A 19888-nucleotide genomic window follows, 5' to 3' on the forward strand; every position below is an offset into this window, starting at 1 on the left:
GTGTCTCCCTCCGATCAGGTTTAAATAAACATGAAGTGGCAAGATGCCACTTCATGTAAGATGTTCAGACAGTAAATTAATTGGTGACCAGTGGATAGCCTTTGTTGATCCATCCGGCAGTTCCGGTGGCAGCCGTTCCAGCTCCAGCGTTGAGGGATACCGCATCATAACCCAGTAATCGTAAGCCGGCCACAGTCTGTCCCGCGGTTTGTCCGGTGTAACAGTAAACGATAATGGTTTTGTCGGTTGGCAGGGTGCTGAACTGTGTTTCCATGCCCTTGCCGAAAGGAATATTGATGGCCCCTTCAATGTGGCCTTTGTTGAAATCTTCTGCTTTTCTGACATCCAGGAAGGTAATGGTGGTGTCTTTCGCATCCAGTGCCGCTTTGGCATCGTCTTCGGTAATTTTGTAGCTGGCAAATTTAGTATCTTTCACATCTGTCAGACCGGCATAATAGTCGACGATTGCTTTTTGAATATCCGGATCAATTTCTGTTTTGACGGCATCATCAAAAGCATTTGGTGTCGTTTCAATAACGGCGTCAACGCCTTCAACCTTGGAAATCCCCAGGTTCCAGCCCAAATTGACGGATTTTGTGTCAAATCCGGCCATATTCAGCAACGCCACCGTCTGTCCGGCGGTTTGACCGGTAACACAGTAAATCATCACCGGTTTGTCAGCTGGAATCTTATTCAGGTTATCGGCCAGGTTGGGACCCCAAGGCATACTCAAGGCACCTTTGATGTGTCCCTGGGCATAAGCATCAGCACTGCGGATATCGATAATGGTCATCGCTTCGCCGGCTTTTACCTTGTCCACGAAAGCAACCTGATCAATCTTGTAGATGTCTTCCGGCATGCTGGCAAAATACTCATTGACTGCGGTAACAACCGGATCGGCCTCGGCCTTGCTACCTGATTGTGAGGTTCCATTACTGCAAGCACTGACAAGCAGCATTGTGCTGAGTAATACCAATAAAACTAAAACGCGACTTCTTTTTAACATTTTCTTTTCCTCCAGTTCGTTAATTATTTATTTAACAACATTGTAACCGATCGTCAAGCGATTTGGTTCACAGACATTGTAATGCTGTATTAATGTTATTAATGGCACCTACCAAAATGATATTTCCGTGATCCCGGTCCGGCTTTGTGTTATACTCAATAAAAAAACAAATCCGACTGGTATCAATCAATCCGTTTGGAATTAATTTGAGGTGGCATCCATGAATGATTACAAAACCAATTCAAGCCGCAAAAAAGCGGCGCCAAATAAAGGCCTCGCCGTTAAACAATTAATCCGGTCAGATCAAGCCATCTATTGGTATCTGGGGTTATATTTTTTAATCAATCTACTGTTTCTGACCGCTTTCCCCTATGTTCATTCCGACGAGTCCTGGCTTAGCGGTTTGTCCCGGCATCTCGCCGTGACCGGCGACATCGGTGTTACCGAGCCTTTTTTCAATGTCTATCAACGTTATCCCCATGCCATCCGGCTCCTGTTTCATCTGCTCCAGGCTGGTTTCATGCAGCTGTTCGGCTATCATATTTTCACCTTCCGGTTGATTTCGCTGCTCTTTTCGGTGGCAACGCTGTTCTTTTTTTACAAGCTCAGCCGGCTTTTTTGTCGTGCTGCCGGCACGGCGCTACTGGCCACGCTGCTATTATCGCTGGATATCCAGTATCTTTACGCCGCCCATCTGGCCCGGCAGGAGATCATCATTGTTTTTATTCTGATCCTGGCCCTCTATGTATTGATCAGCCGCATCGATCGTCATCACCTTACGGATGATCTGTGGCTGGGGATCATCGTCGGCCTGGGGATTGGCGTCCATCCCAACATTTTGATCGTGGCCGTGACCATTGGCCTGGGCTATCTGTATTATCTCAGGCAAAAGAAAATCCACCTTCGAAATCTGGCCCTGCTGGTGCTGGTGATCGGCCTGTTTGCAGTGCTGTTTATCGGTCTCAGTGTGATTATGGATCCGGACTATCTGGCCCACTATGCTCAGCAGGGCCAAAACTTCGGGGTAGGTGACGGACTGCCGGGTAAGTGGCAGGGTTTGCTGATTTTTTACCAACACCTGTTTAACCAATTCAGCATCGAGTATTATATGCCGGATATCCGCTATCAGCTGAGCTGTTTTGCACTGGTGCTGTCGCTCAGCCTGGTGCTGCTGGTGAAACAACGCTCAGCGCCCCGCTATCAGCAACTGAAACTACCACTGCTGCTGGTTTTCGGCGTCAATCTGGGGATTTTTCTGATTGGTCGTTATAATGTCACCAGTGCTGTTTTTATCTTTCCGCTGATGTACCTGCTGAGCGTGCTGCTGCTGGAAAGTGTTTTTCCCGAACAAATGCCGGTCGAACCAATGTTGAATATTCACCAGCTACCTGAAAAAAAACGCAAAAAAAAGCCGCTACCGGGACTGCTGATCCTGATAACCGCTGTACTGACGCTGACCGGGCTGCATCCCCCGGCCAATCCCTATTCTACCTATCTCGCTCAGATCCAGACCGCCATTCCCGGCCAGCCCAGGATCCTCGGCAATTTAAACGCCGAATATGCTTTTGCCGACGGCCAGCTGCTTGACTACCGCAACCTGCAGTACCTGGATGATCGGGGGATCACCTTTGCCGATTACGTCGCGGCTGAGCAGATTGAGTACATTATCTATTATGACGAGCTGGCTTTTATTAACGCAAACCATCCCCGTTATGATGTGATGTACGGTGATCTCACCCCGATTTTTGCTGAGATGACCACCTTTCTCGCCGAGCACTGTGAAGAAATCACGGTCTTTACCAACTCCAGTTACGGCACCAATCTGGCCCCCCTAATTGATGCCAAGCCCTGGCAGATCCATATTTTCAGGGTGACAGCAGGGCCGTGATTTCGGCCACCCGGGTTTCATCGGTATTGCGGGTCTGATTCTTGATCACCGCGGCCACCGCCCCGGCTTTAAGCACCACAATCCGGTCAGCCAGATACAGGGCCTCGCGGATATCGTGGGTCACAAAAACAGTGGTCGCCCGGGTTTCCTGGCGGATCTCCAGCAGGGTCTCCTGCAGCTCTTTTTTGGTTTGAGCATCGAGACTGCCAAACGGCTCATCCATCAGCAGCAACTGGGGCGACAGCGCCAGCGCTCGGGCCAGGGCCGTCCGCTGTTTCATCCCGCCGGACAACTGGTTGGGATAATAATCGCCAAAATCGGTCAGTTTGACCATCGCCAGATAATGATCTGCCCGGCTGCGGATTTCCTGATGGCTCAACCGCTCCGGGGCGTTTTTCAGGGGAAATTCAATATTATGGCGGACCGTCTGCCAGGTAAACAGTTGATCAAATTCTTGAAACACCATGATGCATTGACGACAGGGTTTTTCCACCAGCCTCCCATTGAGCCTGATTTCACCCCGATCCGCTTTGACAAACCCGCCGATCAGATTCAGCAGGGTACTCTTGCCACAACCGGAGGCACCGATGACGCAGATCAGTTCACCTGGCCTGATCGCCAGATTAATGTCCGCCAGCACCGGCCGCCCCTCGTAGGATTTGTTGACGGCACAAATTTCAATGATGGGGTTCACATCAACGTTCTTCATGCCACACCCCACTTTTTGATGGTGTTTTTCTCAAGCTTGCCAAAAACAACATCTTCGACAAAAATCCCCACCGCAATGATCATCAGAATCCCGGCATAAACCCCGGCGGTATCCATAAAGACCCGTTTGTTGAAAATATACCAGCCGATCCCGCCGATCCCCCCCGAGGCGCCAAAGATCATTTCCGCCGAGATGGCCGCCCGCCAACCCCGGGCCCAGCTGATTTTCAGCCCGGCAATCAAAAATGACAAGGAAGCCGGAACAAAGATCCGGATAATGCTCTGCAAGGTATTAAATTCATAATTCATACCGATTTTTTTATAGACTTCGGGAATGGCTTTGAAACCGGCGGTCATATTGAGAATCATCGGCCATAAAACCGAATGGACAATAACAAACAAGATTGCCATACTACCAGTCCCAATCCAGAGAATGATCAGCGGCAACAGAGCGATTCCCGGTAAGGGATGAAAAATTGAGACGCAGGTATCGGTAAAGCTGGCAAACACCGGACTCACCACTGACAGAAATGACATCAGAAAGGCCAGCACCACGCCAATGCCCAGGCCGATCAGGATCAGCCCCAGGGAAAAAGCCATCTGCATCAGGATATCGCCATTAATGACCGAATCAATTAAGGCCGCCAGAATCAGCTCCAGAGACGGAAAGGCCAGAGGACTCACCGGCGCCAGTTTCGCCGTCACTTCCCAGGCTACAAGCATCAAAATGATCCAGATATATTTTGCATAGGGTTTGAGAAAGATCGCTTTAATCTTCATAGTCGGTTTGCTCCCAAATAATCGTCCCGGGGTTTTCAAGACTTTTTTTCAGATACCCGGTTTTCAGCATAAAATCAGAAAAGGTCTGAATGCCTTTGACAGTCTGGCTGTATTCGGTATCGGCAGCGGTCAGATAGGCCAAGACTTCCGCTTCCGGCAAATCATAGGCCTCGCTGAGAATCCCCGCCGCTTCCTGGGGATGGTCATTGATAAAGGTAATCGCTTCGCCCACCGATTGATTAAAGGCGGCATAAACTTCGGGATTTTGATCATGAAGCTTTTTAGTGGTCACCCCAACAATAAATGAGAACTCGCCGCCAAAGGCTTCATTCCCGGAGAGGATCTGATGAAATCCCGGAGTGGCCAGCTCTTTTTCCAGATACGGGGTGGCGGTAAAGTGGGCGGTCACATCCCCGCCGGAAAGCAGGGCGTTCATGCCATCGGGATGGGACAGGGTCACCAGCTGGTTGTCCAGTTTCTGGGGATTGCCGAAGTCCCGGTCACAGGCCATGGCCAGCAGGATATGCTGGACCGAGCCCGGCTGTGGTACCGCAATGCGGTCTTTTTCGCCCAGTTCGGCCAGGCTGTTGACACTGGTCTTAGTAACCAGCCCGGTGGGCACCGATGAGAGGCCGGTGGCAATTTTCCAGTCCATCCCGTTGTCCCAACCAATCAGAAATGGCGGAATGGCCATAAACCCGGCATCGAGACGATCCGCCACCATCGCTTCCCGAATGGCGGCGGTATTGTTCATCTGTTCCCAGGAAATTACGATCCCCGGACAGTTTTTTTCCAGCAGCCCCTGGGCTTTCATAATTTGCACCGGAGCATAGGCAATCCCATATTGTTCGGCAATGCGGATGGTTTTCTGGCCACCGGCCGTTTCGGTTTTGGCACAGCCGGCTGTCAGCACCAGCACCATCAGCCATAAGATGATGATATACTTTTTCAATTGCATCCCCCTTTTTTCTTCTGCGTATTAATTAGTCAGTACTTCCCCAACCATGCCGGCCGGTTGCGATCATCAGTCAAGATAGGCCTTAGGCTGGATCACCAGATTCTGTCTCTGCTCATCGATGATTTTTAAAGCCCTGAAAGCCTGATTGATGGCTTGATGCAAGGCTCGTTCTGAGGTTTCAGCCATCACCAGGTAACCGGCTCTGGCGGTGGCGTTGGCAATGGTTTCCAGGGTCTCGCCGACGGCCACATTGTAACCTGCGGCAATCACCCCGGGGAGCTTTCTGAGGCTCTCCAGACTGGTCAAACTGGTTATTTTCCCCGGTTTGGCAAAAAACAGCTGCACCGACAAATGCTCATTCAAACGTTCTGATCTTGGCCGCGGCGGAGCAGCGCCGGCCGGAGTAGCATCGATGCCCAGGGAAAAATTAATCACCCGATCAAGAATATCAAAACCAGTCAGATAGGGAATAAAGATGTCCTCATGGGCACCGCCAATCCGGCCGGCCACCTCGTTGACAACAATCCCCCGATCACCCACCAGCAGTTGAATATAGAGAGGCCCGGCGTTAATCTGAAAGGCCCGGGTGATATTTTGAACCAGTGCCCGGATCTCCGGGGCCCGGTGTTGATGGCGGCTGGGATATTCATGGGCAAAACAGATGCCAATATTGCGTTCAAAGGAAAAGCTCTCGCGATCGGTGATGGTGAGAATATCCGGCACCCCCTTGTCAACCCAGGCGCTGACGGTAATTTCATCACTGGGATAGAATGATTCCAGGAGCACTTTTTCGGCCCGGGAAAATGACAAAGTTTCTGGCAGGCTTTTGATCACCTCCGCCGGGGTGTTGAGTTTAAAAACGCCCCGCTGACCCTGACTGTCTAGCGGTTTGATCACCACCGGAAAGGGGATTTTATCCAGATCTTCGGCCCGGGCCGCTTTCGTTAAAAAACGATAGGGTACGGTGGGAATCTGGTTGGCGGTCATAATCGCCTTCATGATTTCTTTGTTGGTCACGGCCCGGGCTGTTGGCACATCCAGAAAAGCCGGCAGCTGCAAGGCCTCGGCCACCCGGGCGACGGTATAAACCGGTTGGTCGGTACCCATTGTCATGACCCCGTCAACGCGGTACTTTTTAGCGATCTCAATGTTTTTTTCGACATCAAAGGTGCTGACCACTTCATTGAAGGTCGCATAAACCCGGCCCGGCGGATTTTTAAAATAATCCACCAGGATCACCTCGTGTCCCTGTTCTGCCGCCCGGCGGATGGCACCAAGCTGATTGTTTCCGCCGCCTAAAATTTGCAGTCGCATGTTTATTTCCGTCCTTTATTTGTGATTTTGTCCGTTTCTGTGTTAGTGGCATGGTGTCCGCTGTTAATGCCGTAGTAATAAAACAACCGCAATAACAACAGTGATAACTTCTTAACCGTATAATTGGATTTTCCATAACGGCGTGGCTGATAAGCCACCTTGACATTGCCGATGTTTCTGGTAAATCGCAGCGTGATAGCCGTGATATAGACAAAGGGGGTCTGGTCTTTAATGATCAATTCAACGATTTCCCGGTTGAGCACCCGAAAGCTGCCGACCCGGATGTTTTTCGGTTTTTTCAGAATCAGGGTAAAAAAAAGATCCACCAGATGGGATCCCAATTGCCGGTAAAACGGATAGCCAGCCCGGTCGGGAATGCCATAAACCACGTCAAAGCCCTTTTTAATTTCAGCCAAGAGCAACGGAATATCTTCCGGTTGCTGTTCCAGATCGTCATCGATGGTTATTACCCATCGTCCCCGGGAGCGGCCCATCCCGGTCTTGATAGCCGCCTGCTGTCCAGCATTGTGATCCCGAGTAATTAATATAATCCGGTTATCCCGGGCGGCCAGCGCCCGGATCACAGCCCGGGAATCATCGCCGGAGCAATCATCAATCAGAATAATCTCAAAACTCAACCCCCGGCCTTCCAGGGTAGCCACCAGCCGGCTGGTTAATTCGGTGATCGATAGGGCACTGTTATATACCGGGATGACAATACTGACTGTTTCTTCCAACTTAATATTTTGATCCAATTTGACTCCTTGCCGACCGATAAATAATCCTACCGAAACTTATTTTAATATGTTATACTAATACCCAAAAAAGATAAGGCGGTTGATCCATGATAACCATTGATTGTCTGGGGGAAATGTGCCCCATCCCAGTTCTGAAGGCACAAAAAGAATTTAAAAAACTCGCATCCGGCGATACCATCAAAATCATTACCGATCATAGTTGTGTCCTGGAGTCCGTTTCGAGCAAGTTTAAAAAACATCAGATTACCTCAGAAGAAGTCATTGTCGGTGTCTGGGAAATCTTTATCACCAAATCCTGATTTTGCATTGCCGTTAATCGTGGTTTTTGATTTAATTTCAATCGCTGCTAACAGAGACTTTTTCGGGCAATATCTTTAAAATATTTGATAAAATCGATGATCACATGGTTGTTTTCGGTTTCGTCATAAATCAGATACATCTCGTACTCAATGGTCAGGTCGGTAATCTCGATAGCCTTCATCTGCTTGCGGTACAGCTCTTTTTTTATGGCAATATACGGCAAAAATCCGATCCCGAATTCGTTCATCACCGAGGCCTTGACGGATTCGATCGAATCGCTTTTGTATAAAATATTCAGGGGCGTATCGCTGTTACCAGTTTGCTGCATTTTTTTTAAGATCACCTGGGTCAAATCCATGCTGTCATTGAGAATAATCAGCGGATAATCCGACAGATCACTGAGGCTGATGGTATCGGGAATATTATATTCCGCCGGGGCCACCAGCACCAGCTTGTCGACGCCGATTTTGTAATAAGAAAGCCGCTCGTTATGGGGCTTGCCGTAAATTACCCCCAAATCACAGATGTTATTGATGATATTTTCTTCAATCACCTGCGCTTTATTGGAGCGGATTTCGTAATTATTCTGGGGAAACCGTTTTTTGACCTTATACATCACGCAGGGCAGCGAGTAATTGGCTATCGTCCAGAAGGCTTCAATTTTGATGTCTTTTAAGACCTGATCGCTTTCTTCCAGTTTAGCCCGCATCATCTTCAGGGTACGCACGATGTTACCCGCATACTGATAAACAATTTTCCCTTTTTCGGTCAGTTCCACCCCTTTATTACTGCGGATCAGCAGGGTGCTGTCAAAATCTTTTTCCAGTTTGGAAATCTGCTGACTCAGTGCTGATTGGGAGAGATGGTTTTCAATGGCCACTTTTGAAATGCTTTTCGCTTTTGCCACCTGATAAAAATTTTCTAAATATTCAATATGCAAGTATCATCACTTCCTTATTTTTGATTTTTTGTGACCATTTTATCACAGTTTATCTTTCTGTACATCAGCAATTTAATAATTCTGCCGGAATTGTGCGACGAAGATCGGTTAAATCAGAAACCGGATCAGCAATTTACCGCCGATAAACGCCCCGATAAACAAAGAAAGACCGAACACCCAGCCGGACAAGGACATCGACCCGATCCCACTGAAAAATGCACCGATATTGCAACCCGATGCGATGCTGGAACCATATCCCATCAGGAGACCGCCCAGTAATGCCATCAGGGCCTGCTGTCCCGATTTGATTTTCTTGAGTCTGAATTGGGATGCCAGCAATGCTGATAAGAAGGCCCCCAGAATGATGCCCAGATTACGTAGAGTGACCAGGTTTTCTTCAAACCATAAGGTCTCTCGGGCGCCCATTAATTGTGTGATCATCCCCAGCTGCTCGGGTGTCCCAAAACCCAAAACGCCTTGCAAACGCACGGCCCAGTAGGAAAAAGCACTGGTAATACCCAGAGGCTCCTGGGTGACAATCAGGGTAATGACCTGAAGGATCGATAATAACACCGCCCCAGTCACATAGGACCATGACGGTTTAAACCATTTTCTGAAATTTTTCTGACCTTCACTATCCATCACTTTTCCCCGCTTATCTGCTTTTATTTTCTCAGAATAAATCATTGCTGGCGAATATGTAAACTGCTTTGTATAAAAAAGTCACCTTTATACTTCCTGTTTTGCTTCCCATTTGACCGCCAATCCATACAACAGAGCGATAACCAGGAGCTGGATGATTAGTGCCCCCGCCCAGCCGAACAGATCAGGCAGAAACACGCCTTCTTTGATCCACATCCAATGATTGTTCCACCACTGTAGATGATTATTGCCCAGTATGGTGCCAAGAAAAAAACCGATCAGGGTGATCAGATGCATCTCGAAACCTTCGCCGATCCGCATCAGCATCCCCGAGGCGCAGCCCCCGGCAATCACCATTCCGATGCCAAAAATAATACCGCCAACGACAGTATTCATGCCAATGGCTACGATATAGCCATGTCCCGGAATAATCTGTCCGGTGCTCTGGCAAATATATTTAACCGCTGTAAAACCGATAGTCGTCAAGGCCAGCGCCACCAGCACGCCGCGGGTCACAGCCGTACTGCCGGTCAAGACGGGATCCCGGAACGCCGCTACAAAACAGAAACGGGAGCGCTGTAAAACATAGCCAAAGCCAAGGCCGCTAAGCCAGAAAAAAGCAATCATCGGGGCGTACTGCAACAAAAAAACACCAACCATCAGCAGGATCACAAACAGGACTAAACCAACTGAAAACTGTTTGGCGAAATCATCTTTTTTTTGATCGTTTAAGTTCATCACAGCACCCCCAACATTATAATATTTCTGTCAATAATCAGTGAGTCATTAGCTTAAATTTATAAAAAACAAACTATTGGCAGCGATTTTTGAGTCTTATTCGGTAAAAATATTATCATTATCTTACACTGAATCAGAAGTTTTTGCAATGCTTTACCGTCACCTGTGTTACTAAACAAAACCGTCACAGAAGTTATAAACAGCGGCAGGCAATAATGCGTTTTTACTTGTCCAATGTGGCGCTTTTTATCTATTGACATGAGCTTTTCTGATTCCGGCCAGTGTTTTCTAAATACACCGTTTCTGTTAACCTTTTCAGGCATCGGCACCGATATACGATTCTCGCGAGAATTCATCATCAAATTGACTTGACCCGCCTGTTATTAGGTGATAAATTCTAATTAAAACAATTTCGGCAAGTTGAAATGCATCATGCACGAACAACATTTTCTTCGATGTCGGTTTTCGCAACCGTCTCAATAAAAACTGGAGGTTACGCGATGGAATGGAGTCAGTATTTTGAACAGAACCATGAGCCAACAATGGATGACATGAGCAAATTTGTCAACAATCCGCTCTGGGAAGAACTTCAGAGCTTTATCGAAAACACCTATCAAACCAAAGCCATGCTCAATTACAGTCGGTGTTCCGGCCAGCGAGGTTGGAATTTGAAGTACCGGAAAAGCGGAAAATCGCTTTGTGTCCTCTACCCCATGGACGGTTATTTTACTGCTCTGGTGGTGATCGGCGACAAGGAAATGACCGAAACCGAAGCGTATCTTCCCCAGGCCAGCGCCGAAATTCAGTCGCTGTTTGCAATAACCCGCTATTCCGCCGGCGGCCGTTGGCTGATGATCCCGGTCACCTCCGCAGCGGTTCTGGAAGATGTCAAAACACTGATCCAAATTCGCGTCAGACCTAAGCTGCATTGAGTTTAGTTCTGTTTTTCTCCTTGTACTTTTACATTTGCTGGATAAACTGAATCTTTAAGCCATTGGGGTCCGTGATGAAGAAGAATTTGATATGTGGATTAGGCTGAAATGGACCGCTGTGGATTGGGATGTCTTTTGCTTTTAAAACGGCCATCGTTTCATCCAGTGAACCGACTTCAAATCCAAGCGAAATACTGGCGCCGATGCTGAATTCATGAACGCTCTTGTTGCAAACCAGTTCCAGCTTGGTTTCGCCATCACCTAAAAAGGCCAGTTCCATATCAGGCCCGGCTGGCCTTCTTTCAGAAACCGTTAATCCCACAATATCCGTATAGAATCGGATGGATTCATCCATATCCCGAACCGTTAGTGTTACCCATGATAAATTCATAATTTTCTCCTTTTATAACAATAGATTTTATTTAGTAGACCATGCAGACGATGCCTATAAATAAGTGAACCTGAGGCCGGAGCTTAAGTTGCACCTGGCACCCGGGCTCAAGGGGCCGGCCCCGCCAGCGTAAATATATAACGTGAACCTGCCATCAAAGCGTTCTTTAGTGCCAGGTTCATGGCTTTTCCACGTTTCTTATTCGTATCGTCATTATATAACAATAATTAATTATAAACAATTAAGAAATCTGCCTAAATAATGAAAGGGTTTTTCGTTGTACCAGGTGCCGGGGCTTCGATCTGATTTAAAGACCGTGCATACTTCGGATCATGGGAATAAAGCAGTTAACAAACAGGTGGCAAAGCATAAGTGCCCCGATAATACAAACTGAACTAATTAAAACATTTTTGACTTTATTTTTCATCCGGTTCTCCTTTCTTTCAATTACCTGAATTAAGTGGGATTACAGCCACCAGGCATTATTCATAGGCCAACACTTCATTAATTGGCAACCGCAAAGATTTTCGGGTAGCAACAAAACTGACGATGACTGTGATCAAAAGAATCAGGATTAACCAAATACCAGCGCCAGAAAGCCGGTAGACATTATCAAGCGGCAGTTTCAGGAAAATATTGCCAAAGATATTTCCCGTCAAAATGGATAATGGGAAGGCCAGGAGAGCGGCAATTACCCAACTGATCAATCCAGTCACTAAATTTTCAATCGTCATGAGGTAAAAGATGCGCTTTTGCGAGGCGCCCATGGATCGCATGATGCCGGTTTCGCGCATGCGTTCCATAACATTCATGCCGGTTGATGAGATTAAGCCCATTGTCCCGACAATGATAACCAGCAGGGCCGCGATCATCAAGAATCCCGAAACGGAAATCAGATGATTACCCATAATGGCCTGAGCCTCGCGGATGGTGATAGCGGTGAGCACATCCAGATTATTTTCTTTCAGTATTTTTTCAGTTTCAACCCGTAAGGCTAATAGTGAAGGATCATCCGATTGCTGATAGGTGATATTGATACTTCGAATTGCGCCATCCTGACTAAAGACCTGTTGGTAATAATCCTGACTGAGATATGCTTTATCCGAACCAGCGACTTCTTTTACAATTCCAATCACCGTTAATTCTGCGGTTATTCCGTTTGCCTTAAACAAAACGGTATCGCCGATGTCAACCGTCGGTTCGTTGGCCGACAAGGTCTGATTGAGCACAATCGCGTTGGTGTCCGCGGATGAGATCCAGCGGCCAGCAATCATCGGAAGCGCCATCGAGTCCATGTCAGGAGGTAGTCCAACGCCCTGAAAAGAATTACTTTCGGTGCCGTCGGCATAGACAAACGAGGCCATTGACCCGGACAGATAATCAACCGTTTTAATGTCGGGCAGCTGCGAAAGAACCTCGGCAACAGCTTCTTCGCTGTAGTTTTGACTGAAAACGTACTGGGCATCAAAGTTGAGGTCGGTTAAGGCATTGTCAAAGGTATTGCCTAGCGAAGCCTGAACGTTAATTGCAATGATGAACATTGCCCCCCCGATGGCGAGAGTGCCGATGGTCAAGAGTAGTCGCCCCTGTTTTCTGAAGGTATTTCGGATTGAAAGCAAAACCGAAAGGTTGAGGCCACCTATTTTTCCCAAAGACCGATCTAAAAATGACGAACCGAATTGGTTTTTAGTTTGTCCCACATCGGATAATGCCTCGTTCACAGAAATTTTACTGCTTTTCAGGATCGGAAGGGTGGCCGCCAAAGCAGGAATCATAATTCCGGCTGCCAGCTGCAGCAGATAAGACCACAGCGGAATGGAATAACTCGATACGGTAAAATTTAACATCTCTGCACTTAAATCAACAAAAGAACGTGACATAAAGGCAGCCATTGGAATGGCGAAAAGCACCGCAATGGCACCGAACAGAGCAATCAGAAAATAATACATCCCGGCAATCTGAAAACTGTTTCCGCCGATTGCTTTAATGATACCAATCTCTTTAATCTGACCACTAAGAAGAGCGGTGATGATGTTGAAAACAAGAACACAACTCAAAAATAAAGATAGCATGCCGAAGGCTTCAAACAGAAACAGGATCGCATTCATCTGATCGCCATTGGGATGCTGGCCGGGCGTCGGGACAGTGATCCGGCTGACGGAGTAGCCATTGTCGGCGCACCAGTCCTTGACCGAAACCGCCACATCATGGATGTAGACTTCATCAAAACGGTCTCCGGATACCACAAACAGAATTTCACTGGCATCGCTGGGCGCCCCCAGAAGCGCCAGGGTGTCCGGGGTTATGAATCCATAGACCAGAGCATCCATCCAGGCCGGATGCATCCCGGGAGCCTGAACGCTGCCCGTTACCAATAAGGTCGCGGGGCTGTTTAAGGGGATTTTCATGGTGAGCGGATCACCAATGGAAACATCCGCTACCGACAGAGCGGCGTTTTCAATCAGGATTTCCCCAACCCCGGGAGATCTGGCACCTTCCAAAGGGGAAAAAGTGTTAATCCGGATGTTGTTGAAGTCATCGATGACATAAAGTTCAGTCGTCTGCCAGTCATCAGCAGCGGTGCTGGTTCTGGCACGAATCATCCGCCGGACTTCATAGTTTTTAATTTCGGGAAAATTCTCAAGGGCTTGTTCAAGATTGGCGTCAACAGGATCAACGCGAATCGTAAAGGAAGCCGGGTTGGTGTTCATGTAACTGACATCCATTTCGCGTTTGGTTATGGCGTAACAGTCAAGAATTAAACCAGTTCCCAATACGCCCAGAAAGATCGCCAAAATCACAAGCACAGAACGAGTTCGGTTCAGATTAAAATCACGCAGCACTTTTCTGAATAGTAGTTTCAATTGATGCACCTGCTGGTTAGGTCGCTTGTGATTATGCCGTCTTCAATGGTAATGATCCGGTCGGTTAATTTAGCTAGTTCGGTGTCGTGGGTCACCATAATGATTGTCTTGCCATCGTCTGTCATTTTGCGGAACAGTTCAACAACTTTGTTGGCATTGTAAGTGTCAAGATTTCCGGTTGGCTCATCGGCAACGATAAAGGGCGGGTTGTTAGCCAATGCCCTGGCGATGGCGGCTCGTTGCTGTTGGCCACCTGATAAATCGACCGGGAGTTTATTGGCATGTTCTCCAATCTCGACCTGATTCAGTAAATCCAGAGCAATGTTTTTTCGGTTTCCGGTGGGATAGCTACTGCATAAATCCATTGGCAGGATAATGTTTTCCAATATGGTTAAGGTCGGAATTAATTGAAAAAATTGAAAAATGATGCCGATGTTTTTTCCCCGCCAGGCGGTCAGGGCGGATTCAGTTAAGCTGTGAAGGGGACGATTGTCATAAATAATCTCTCCGGAAGTCGGTCTGTCAATGCCCGAGAGCATATTGAGGAGGGTTGATTTACCGCTGCCGGATTTTCCCAGGATAGCGATAAATTCCCCGGTTTTAAAGTTGAGGGTGGCATTTTTTAGAGCCGTCGTGCCGCCGGAATGGTCAGGGTATACTTTTGTGATATTTTTGAGGTTGAATTGCTTCTCCATGTTTTGTTACTCGCTTTCTGATAATTTTAAAATTGGTCTTGCTTGCACATTTTAACAAGTGTACAATATGTTCATAAATGAACGATTTGTTTAAAAACATTATACGAAGACCGGGCCATGGATACAAGGAACAGATCTACCGTAATGTTCACTACTGAACAAATTGATAGAATTGTCCAAAGGAGGAGCAAATGGAAAAAACAGACCGAAGAAGAGAAAAAACCAGAGCCTCAATCTATGAAGCACTAAGTGGATTACTTGAAGAAAAGAAATTCGCCAATATTACAGTTCAGGAGATTATTGATCGGGCAAATGTGGGCAGAAGTACATTTTATACGCATTTTGAAACAAAAGACGTTCTGCTTGACAGCATGATTGAAGAAATTTTTGAATCCCTGAATCTCAATTTAACCGTCCATATGAATGAAGCGGGACATCAAAACATGCTGCCAGTGGAAGAATTGCTCACTCATATACAGGAAAATCTAAAACCAATCAGGGGAATCTTAAAAGACGAAAGCGGCGAGCGCCTGGCATACAGACTCAAAAACTGTTGGAATGATAAATTGAAGGATGATTTTTTAAAACAGGTATCGGGAAAAGATTTAAAAGTTCCGGTTGATTTTCTGATCAACCATATTACCAGCAGCCTGGTTGAAATGATCACCTGGTGGTTGGATAGCGGTATGCAATACCCGCCCTCCAAAATGGCGGAATACTGGAAATTATTGATGAAGCCGGCGATGTTTTCTGTGATCGCCGAACAAAGCCGCAGTTAATAAGTTAAGTTAAGTTGTGCTTGGCACATTGGCTTTTAAAACGACATATTTATTTTGGAATAGCGCAGACTGGACTCATATTAAAGATTTAAGAAGGGAATTAATTAAAAATTAATGATGAAGGATGAATACTATAGAAATTGGATTTATCGATGCTGGAAAAGTCGGTACCTCTCTGGGAAACTATATTGGTGATATGGCATATCAATTGCCATATCACCAATAAATTAAATGAGCCTGGTACGGGAAAAGCTACTCCTGATTATTCAAGTGCTTTGGCAATTGTATGGATAACCGTATCTTCTGAAAAAGGTTTTGTGATATAATTTTTAGCCCCGGCATCAAGCGCCTCAAGAATTGTACTGCCTTTACCCAGTGCCGTAACCATCACTACTCTGGCCGTCGGATTAAGTTTTAAAATGTCCTTTAATCCGGTAATTCCATCCACCTTGGGCATGGTAATATCCATGGTAACCAGATCCGGTATTAATTCTTCATATTTTTGAAGTCCCTCAAAGCCGTCACCAGCTTCTCCAATAATTTCATGCTTTGCAGCTTCCAGAATCATTCTCAATTTCTTCCGGGATACAGCCGAGTCATCCACAATTAATATTCTCGCCACAAGAAAAACCTCCTATTATCATGTATTTTATGTAAACCACTAGTTCTTTAGTTCGTAAATTAGTTGCTTGCACGGGTTTCAGAAAAATCAGGATGCGCTTCAGCAAAAATAAAATCGATCTGACCAAAACTTAAATGACACGGGATGATATATAATTTTCCAGCAGGATTCACGATACCCGCCGCTTTTACTTCTGCCACTTGCAGATCAAGCTCGATGCCTTTATGGGCCAGTTCAGATAAAAATAATCCATTATGGCAATTCAGGAATTCACCCAATGAATCTTTAGCCAAGGCATCCAGTCCTTTCAGCTCTTCTTCTGCATAGATGGAGGCAAACCGTGTCAGGACTGTTTCGGAAGCAGCGAAACCGCTGAAAAATGGATACTCTCCTTCGATTCCCTGAGTCACCAGATAATCAAATGGATAAGACTCAACCGCTACGGCTGGTTCCATTCTGATCTCATCATCAATAAAGCGGACTATATTTCTGAGAAAAAGTTCAAAATACTCCCGCGGAATTCTATCCTGCTGAGCAGAGAGTGTTTTAAGAAAGATCTCTGCGATTTCTGTTATGTCATTATTTTTCAAAGCTTGTATTTCATCACTTGTCAATTGCGCATCTTCTCTATATTGGGCCAGAACATTTTCATATTTTTCAAGGGAAAAGAATCCCTTTTCAATGAGAATCTGCCCTAATAAACTATTTGATTTTTTCTGAGCATTTAACAGTTCATTCAACTGATTTTCGGTGAGATATCCCTCTTCAATAGCCAACTCCCCAAATTTTCGATCCTTGGCAGCTTGAATTCGATGTATTCTGTTGACTTGCGCCGCATTCATGTAACCAGAATCAATAGCCAAAACGCCTAGTTTCACCTTGTCTGATTTTTGTTCCGCTAACACCATTCTGAGTTCTTCCGGTTTGATTAATTTTTTCTCCAAAAGATAATTGCCAAAGTACTGATTAAACATAAAAGCCTCCTTTGTGCGCGTCTTATTGTTCACATATGTTTATATTATATCATTTTTCAATTCTTGTCTAGCATGACCTGGGAATTTTTCGGAACCTGTGAACATTTTTAGCCGCCGGAAGGAGAAAAAGATTAATTACCATTGACCCATACAAGTATATTGGCGTTGCCGCCTGGTTCTGATAAACCAAATACATTTCCTCTTTCCATGTTTTTCACCGTTCTTTCATTTTTTCTGTATTAGAGAGAATTCACGCATTTCTCCCTAATACAGAGCTTGTTAATTTCGCGTATTACCTGAATTATAAACCGGTGTAACTGAGAAGCAGGCTTTTTTACTGGGTTCAAAGCGCCCCCCATAATAGATTAAGCTGTGCCTGGAACCCGGGCTCACCACGCAGTAATGCACAACGCAGTAAGTTAAGTGTTCCTTTATGAATTTATTTTAGGTTTTATTTATCCTAAAATCATAGTACAATGAAACAAAGACCAGGAGGTGCTTATTATGCAAATCAATACCAAAAATCTAGTTTCAATTTCCGAAGCCAACCAGAATTTTTCGAAGGTTGCCCGGCTTGTCGATGAAAACGGCGCTGCCATCATTTTAAAAAACAATACCCCCCGATATGTCCTGATTGAGTTCAGCCAGTTTCAAAAAGAAGAAATCATTGGCGATGAAGAGGTGGAAACAATTGCCAAACGGATCCTTTCCAGACATCAGACCGCCTTTGAGGAATTAGCCAAATGAAACGGCTGTCCCTCCAGCAGGTGATGCGTCTTCACACCATGCTGATTAACGAGACCGGTGGCAGTGATGGCCTCCGAGATGAAAAGTTGCTGGATTCTGCTCTAAACGCGCCTTTTCAAAGTTTTGATGGTGAAGATCTGTACCAAACGATTCCGGCCAAAGCCGCACGTCTGGGCTTTTCACTGATTAATAACCATGCTTTTTTAGATGGCAATAAACGAATCGGTATTCTGGTTATGCTAACATTTCTGGAGATGAACGGCTTCATGCCTGATTGTACAGATGATGAACTGATCCAGTTGGGTATCAGGCTGGCTGCTGGACAAATTGATGATCTGCAACTGCTGGACTGGATTATCGATCATGTCTGAAACCAACCAAACCGGGGCTCTATAAACGGCTCTTTAATGGATCAGCTGATTAGTAACGCCAGCTCCGATGCGCATTTCGTGGGCAGGAATTCGATGATTTCATATTCGGCAATGCTTCCGATATGGAATGGATCTTCCGCGATGATGGCTTCAACTTCCTTTTGATCTCCGGCACGGCATAAAATGACGCCACCGTTTCTCGGGTTTCTTCGTCCAGACAAGAGAAATTTACCCTGGGCGTAGTATTTGTCCAGATACTCGATATGGGCAGGGATTGCCGCATCGACGGCTTCCAAAGGTTTGAGATATTTCAATAAAATTAAATACATAGTTTACGCTCCTTTACGTTAAAACATCGGGTTTTTCGTTGAGTGTAGCCGGGATGTTATCAATGATATTCTGGAGACTTCTGGCCTTTTTCAGCATCAGCATGGTGTCCCGATGGGGATTGGCGAAAATTCCCGGCCAGTCGTATTCATCATATTCCGGACGGTTCTGAAATGCCAGAATCGGTTCGTTCAGTGAAAATTGAGCTTTGACACCAGGCTTATTACCCCTGGCGTCCATCCTGAACCAATTATTTTCAATAAAAACAGCATTATAGGCATGGACACAATACCCCAGAGAGTCATCGTCGGCCAGGGTAATATGTTGATAGCGATGTTAACCCCAGGCACCATCACTAAATTAAGTTGAGCTAGGCACCAGGGCTACAGGTGCCTGGGCTTTTTCAAAAGTCGAAGGGGTCGGAGGGGTTGAAGGGGTGTTCTTTTGTATTATAGTGATTAAAAAAATCTAATCAAAGATTTTCGCCATAAGTAAAATAAAGCCTCCGACCCCTTCGAATGGCTTATTACTGGCGTTTGATCCCTCCGACATCCCTCCGAAAAGGTTTCGAAAATTGACACAACCCCTTCGCATTTTGCAAGAAAAGGCACATGCAAGTGAATTATTCACAGAAACGAAAGGATTTTTCAATGTGTTAAGTGTGCCTGCACCGGGGCTTCTATGTAATGGGTTTTAATGACTTTTTAGAATTGCATCAGCAATGAGTCGATCGAATTTTCTGACATCGATCCCTTTTCTTAAATTGACTTTAATATGACCTGCACGGGTCCAGAGTTCAACTTCTGCATTTAAATCAAGCAACTTACCAGCATTTTCGGTAGACCACATATTAACCGACGAGTAAGGCAAGGAGTATACTTCTATTTTTTTGCCGGTTAATCCCTGGGCATCTCTTACAATTAATCGCTTATTGGTAAAGACAGCACTGTCTCTGATTGTTTTATAAGCAGCTACAGCCTGCTCACCTTCAACTAACAATTCCTGTACATCTTGGGGAATTGGACATTCTGAAATAAAGGTCCATGATAAAATTTGACTTGTTTCTGCCATTTTTGGTCTCCTTTTGAATTATTATTAGTATTTTTTATAGCATAAGTGTACTTGACACCACCAGTGCTCGCAATTAAACAGCT

General features: G+C 45.9%; 21 protein-coding genes and 1 pseudogene. 6 read left to right on the forward strand and 16 right to left on the reverse strand.

Features of this window, described 5'->3' with window-relative positions; all coding sequences use genetic code 11:
• Positions 1-76: 76 nt before the first annotated feature.
• Complete coding sequence (locus GH808_RS05915) at positions 77-1006, reverse strand: rhodanese-like domain-containing protein (protein WP_186841859.1); 930 nt, start codon at positions 1004-1006, stop codon at positions 77-79.
• A gap of 220 nt (positions 1007-1226) precedes the next feature.
• On the opposite strand from GH808_RS05915, the gene GH808_RS05920 reads away from it, so the two are divergent.
• On the forward strand, positions 1227-2894 hold the full coding sequence (locus tag GH808_RS05920) for an ArnT family glycosyltransferase (protein WP_186841860.1): 1668 nt from the start codon (positions 1227-1229) through the stop codon (positions 2892-2894).
• Here GH808_RS05920 and GH808_RS05925 read toward each other — a convergent pair.
• From GH808_RS05925 to GH808_RS05945, 5 genes are all read right to left on the reverse strand, one after another.
• Positions 2872-3603 (reverse strand): ABC transporter ATP-binding protein, encoded by a 732-nt coding sequence (locus GH808_RS05925; RefSeq protein ID WP_186841861.1) that lies wholly within the window; start codon positions 3601-3603, stop codon positions 2872-2874. The genes GH808_RS05920 and GH808_RS05925 overlap by 23 nt on opposite strands.
• Entirely contained in the window at positions 3600-4382 is a 783-nt protein-coding gene (locus GH808_RS05930; protein ID WP_186841862.1) for an ABC transporter permease, read from the reverse strand. The genes GH808_RS05925 and GH808_RS05930 overlap by 4 nt, the downstream gene beginning before the upstream one ends.
• Positions 4372-5340, reverse strand: a complete 969-nt coding sequence (locus GH808_RS05935) for an ABC transporter substrate-binding protein (protein WP_243166129.1) — start codon at positions 5338-5340, stop codon at positions 4372-4374. The genes GH808_RS05930 and GH808_RS05935 overlap by 11 nt, the downstream gene beginning before the upstream one ends.
• A 66-nt stretch (positions 5341-5406) precedes the next feature.
• Positions 5407-6654: an ATP-grasp domain-containing protein gene (locus tag GH808_RS05940; protein WP_186841864.1), complete on the reverse strand. Its 1248-nt coding sequence runs from the start codon at positions 6652-6654 to the stop codon at positions 5407-5409.
• 2 nt (positions 6655-6656) lie between these two features.
• On the reverse strand, positions 6657-7409 hold the full coding sequence (locus GH808_RS05945) for a glycosyltransferase family 2 protein (protein WP_186841865.1): 753 nt from the start codon (positions 7407-7409) through the stop codon (positions 6657-6659).
• 89 nt (positions 7410-7498) lie between these two features.
• Here GH808_RS05945 and GH808_RS05950 point away from each other — a divergent pair, with 89 nt between their 5' ends.
• Positions 7499-7711, forward strand: coding sequence for a sulfurtransferase TusA family protein (locus GH808_RS05950; protein ID WP_186841866.1), 213 nt, complete (start codon positions 7499-7501; stop codon positions 7709-7711).
• A 47-nt stretch (positions 7712-7758) separates the two neighbouring features.
• Here the strand turns inward: GH808_RS05950 and GH808_RS05955 are convergent, their stop codons facing one another.
• Positions 7759-8652: a LysR family transcriptional regulator gene (locus GH808_RS05955; protein WP_186841867.1), complete on the reverse strand. Its 894-nt coding sequence runs from the start codon at positions 8650-8652 to the stop codon at positions 7759-7761.
• A 108-nt stretch (positions 8653-8760) separates the two neighbouring features.
• Positions 8761-10032 (reverse strand): annotated as a pseudogene (locus GH808_RS15765) (YeeE/YedE family protein).
• Between the two features lie 500 nt (positions 10033-10532).
• On the opposite strand from GH808_RS15765, the gene GH808_RS05970 reads away from it, so the two are divergent.
• The gene (locus tag GH808_RS05970) at positions 10533-10964 is read left to right on the forward strand and encodes a DUF3788 domain-containing protein (RefSeq protein ID WP_186841870.1); all 432 of its coding nucleotides are present in this window, start codon (positions 10533-10535) and stop codon (positions 10962-10964) included.
• A 28-nt stretch (positions 10965-10992) separates the two neighbouring features.
• Here GH808_RS05970 and GH808_RS05975 read toward each other — a convergent pair whose 3' ends face one another.
• The 3 genes from GH808_RS05975 to GH808_RS05985 form a co-directional block, all read right to left on the reverse strand.
• A complete protein-coding gene (locus GH808_RS05975) occupies positions 10993-11355 on the reverse strand; it encodes a VOC family protein (RefSeq protein ID WP_186841871.1) in 363 nt (120 codons plus the stop codon).
• Between the two features lie 482 nt (positions 11356-11837).
• A complete protein-coding gene (locus tag GH808_RS05980; protein WP_186841872.1) occupies positions 11838-14219 on the reverse strand; it encodes an FtsX-like permease family protein in 2382 nt (793 codons plus the stop codon).
• On the reverse strand, positions 14216-14914 hold the full coding sequence (locus GH808_RS05985) for an ABC transporter ATP-binding protein (RefSeq protein ID WP_186841873.1): 699 nt from the start codon (positions 14912-14914) through the stop codon (positions 14216-14218). Before GH808_RS05985 ends, GH808_RS05980 begins: the two co-directional genes overlap by 4 nt.
• A gap of 191 nt (positions 14915-15105) precedes the next feature.
• Between GH808_RS05985 and GH808_RS05990 the strand changes: the two genes are divergently transcribed.
• Positions 15106-15693, forward strand: a complete 588-nt coding sequence (locus GH808_RS05990; RefSeq protein ID WP_186841874.1) for a TetR/AcrR family transcriptional regulator — start codon at positions 15106-15108, stop codon at positions 15691-15693.
• A 262-nt stretch (positions 15694-15955) separates the two neighbouring features.
• Here the strand turns inward: GH808_RS05990 and GH808_RS05995 are convergent, their stop codons facing one another.
• The gene (locus GH808_RS05995; protein WP_186841875.1) at positions 15956-16315 is read right to left on the reverse strand and encodes a response regulator; all 360 of its coding nucleotides are present in this window, start codon (positions 16313-16315) and stop codon (positions 15956-15958) included.
• 59 nt (positions 16316-16374) lie between these two features.
• Positions 16375-17289 (reverse strand): cyclic di-GMP-binding domain-containing protein, MshE-related, encoded by a 915-nt coding sequence (locus GH808_RS06000; protein WP_186841876.1) that lies wholly within the window; start codon positions 17287-17289, stop codon positions 16375-16377.
• Positions 17290-17793: 504 nt separating this feature from the next.
• Here GH808_RS06000 and GH808_RS06005 point away from each other — a divergent pair.
• Positions 17794-18036, forward strand: a complete 243-nt coding sequence (locus GH808_RS06005) for a type II toxin-antitoxin system Phd/YefM family antitoxin (protein ID WP_186841877.1) — start codon at positions 17794-17796, stop codon at positions 18034-18036.
• Positions 18033-18407 carry a type II toxin-antitoxin system death-on-curing family toxin gene (locus GH808_RS06010; protein ID WP_186841878.1) on the forward strand — a complete coding sequence of 125 codons (375 nt, stop codon included), beginning with the start codon at positions 18033-18035 and terminating at the stop codon, positions 18405-18407. The genes GH808_RS06005 and GH808_RS06010 overlap by 4 nt, the downstream gene beginning before the upstream one ends.
• A gap of 41 nt (positions 18408-18448) precedes the next feature.
• Here the strand turns inward: GH808_RS06010 and GH808_RS06015 are convergent, their stop codons facing one another.
• The 3 genes from GH808_RS06015 to GH808_RS06025 form a co-directional block, all read right to left on the reverse strand.
• The gene (locus tag GH808_RS06015) at positions 18449-18736 is read right to left on the reverse strand and encodes a YciI family protein (protein ID WP_186841879.1); all 288 of its coding nucleotides are present in this window, start codon (positions 18734-18736) and stop codon (positions 18449-18451) included.
• Between the two features lie 13 nt (positions 18737-18749).
• Positions 18750-18974: a hypothetical protein gene (locus GH808_RS06020; protein ID WP_186841880.1), complete on the reverse strand. Its 225-nt coding sequence runs from the start codon at positions 18972-18974 to the stop codon at positions 18750-18752.
• A 453-nt stretch (positions 18975-19427) separates the two neighbouring features.
• Complete coding sequence (locus GH808_RS06025; RefSeq protein WP_186841881.1) at positions 19428-19805, reverse strand: PH domain-containing protein; 378 nt, start codon at positions 19803-19805, stop codon at positions 19428-19430.
• Positions 19806-19888: the final 83 nt, after the last annotated feature.

Origin of the sequence: Acetobacterium fimetarium, assembly GCF_014284475.1 — a bacterium.
Taxonomy (GTDB): domain Bacteria; phylum Bacillota; class Clostridia; order Eubacteriales; family Eubacteriaceae; genus Acetobacterium; species Acetobacterium fimetarium.

Excerpts from the sequence above, each read along its gene's own strand:
- GH808_RS05950 (WP_186841866.1), top strand. The coding sequence starts at position 7,499 with ATGATAACCATTGATTGTCTGGGGGAAATGTGCCCCATCCCAGTTCTG.
- GH808_RS05940 (WP_186841864.1), bottom strand. The coding sequence starts at position 6,654 with ATGCGACTGCAAATTTTAGGCGGCGGAAACAATCAGCTTGGTGCCATC.
- GH808_RS06005 (WP_186841877.1), top strand. The coding sequence starts at position 17,794 with ATGCAAATCAATACCAAAAATCTAGTTTCAATTTCCGAAGCCAACCAG.
- GH808_RS06010 (WP_186841878.1), top strand. The coding sequence starts at position 18,033 with ATGAAACGGCTGTCCCTCCAGCAGGTGATGCGTCTTCACACCATGCTG.
- GH808_RS05985 (WP_186841873.1), bottom strand. The coding sequence starts at position 14,914 with ATGGAGAAGCAATTCAACCTCAAAAATATCACAAAAGTATACCCTGAC.
- GH808_RS05970 (WP_186841870.1), top strand. The coding sequence starts at position 10,533 with ATGGAATGGAGTCAGTATTTTGAACAGAACCATGAGCCAACAATGGAT.
- GH808_RS05975 (WP_186841871.1), bottom strand. The coding sequence starts at position 11,355 with ATGAATTTATCATGGGTAACACTAACGGTTCGGGATATGGATGAATCC.
- GH808_RS06025 (WP_186841881.1), bottom strand. The coding sequence starts at position 19,805 with ATGGCAGAAACAAGTCAAATTTTATCATGGACCTTTATTTCAGAATGT.
- GH808_RS05935 (WP_243166129.1), bottom strand. The coding sequence starts at position 5,340 with ATGCAATTGAAAAAGTATATCATCATCTTATGGCTGATGGTGCTGGTG.
- GH808_RS06015 (WP_186841879.1), bottom strand. The coding sequence starts at position 18,736 with ATGTATTTAATTTTATTGAAATATCTCAAACCTTTGGAAGCCGTCGAT.
- GH808_RS05930 (WP_186841862.1), bottom strand. The coding sequence starts at position 4,382 with ATGAAGATTAAAGCGATCTTTCTCAAACCCTATGCAAAATATATCTGG.
- GH808_RS05915 (WP_186841859.1), bottom strand. The coding sequence starts at position 1,006 with ATGTTAAAAAGAAGTCGCGTTTTAGTTTTATTGGTATTACTCAGCACA.
- GH808_RS05990 (WP_186841874.1), top strand. The coding sequence starts at position 15,106 with ATGGAAAAAACAGACCGAAGAAGAGAAAAAACCAGAGCCTCAATCTAT.
- GH808_RS06000 (WP_186841876.1), bottom strand. The coding sequence starts at position 17,289 with ATGTTTAATCAGTACTTTGGCAATTATCTTTTGGAGAAAAAATTAATC.
- GH808_RS06020 (WP_186841880.1), bottom strand. The coding sequence starts at position 18,974 with ATGGACGCCAGGGGTAATAAGCCTGGTGTCAAAGCTCAATTTTCACTG.
- GH808_RS05920 (WP_186841860.1), top strand. The coding sequence starts at position 1,227 with ATGAATGATTACAAAACCAATTCAAGCCGCAAAAAAGCGGCGCCAAAT.
- GH808_RS05925 (WP_186841861.1), bottom strand. The coding sequence starts at position 3,603 with ATGAAGAACGTTGATGTGAACCCCATCATTGAAATTTGTGCCGTCAAC.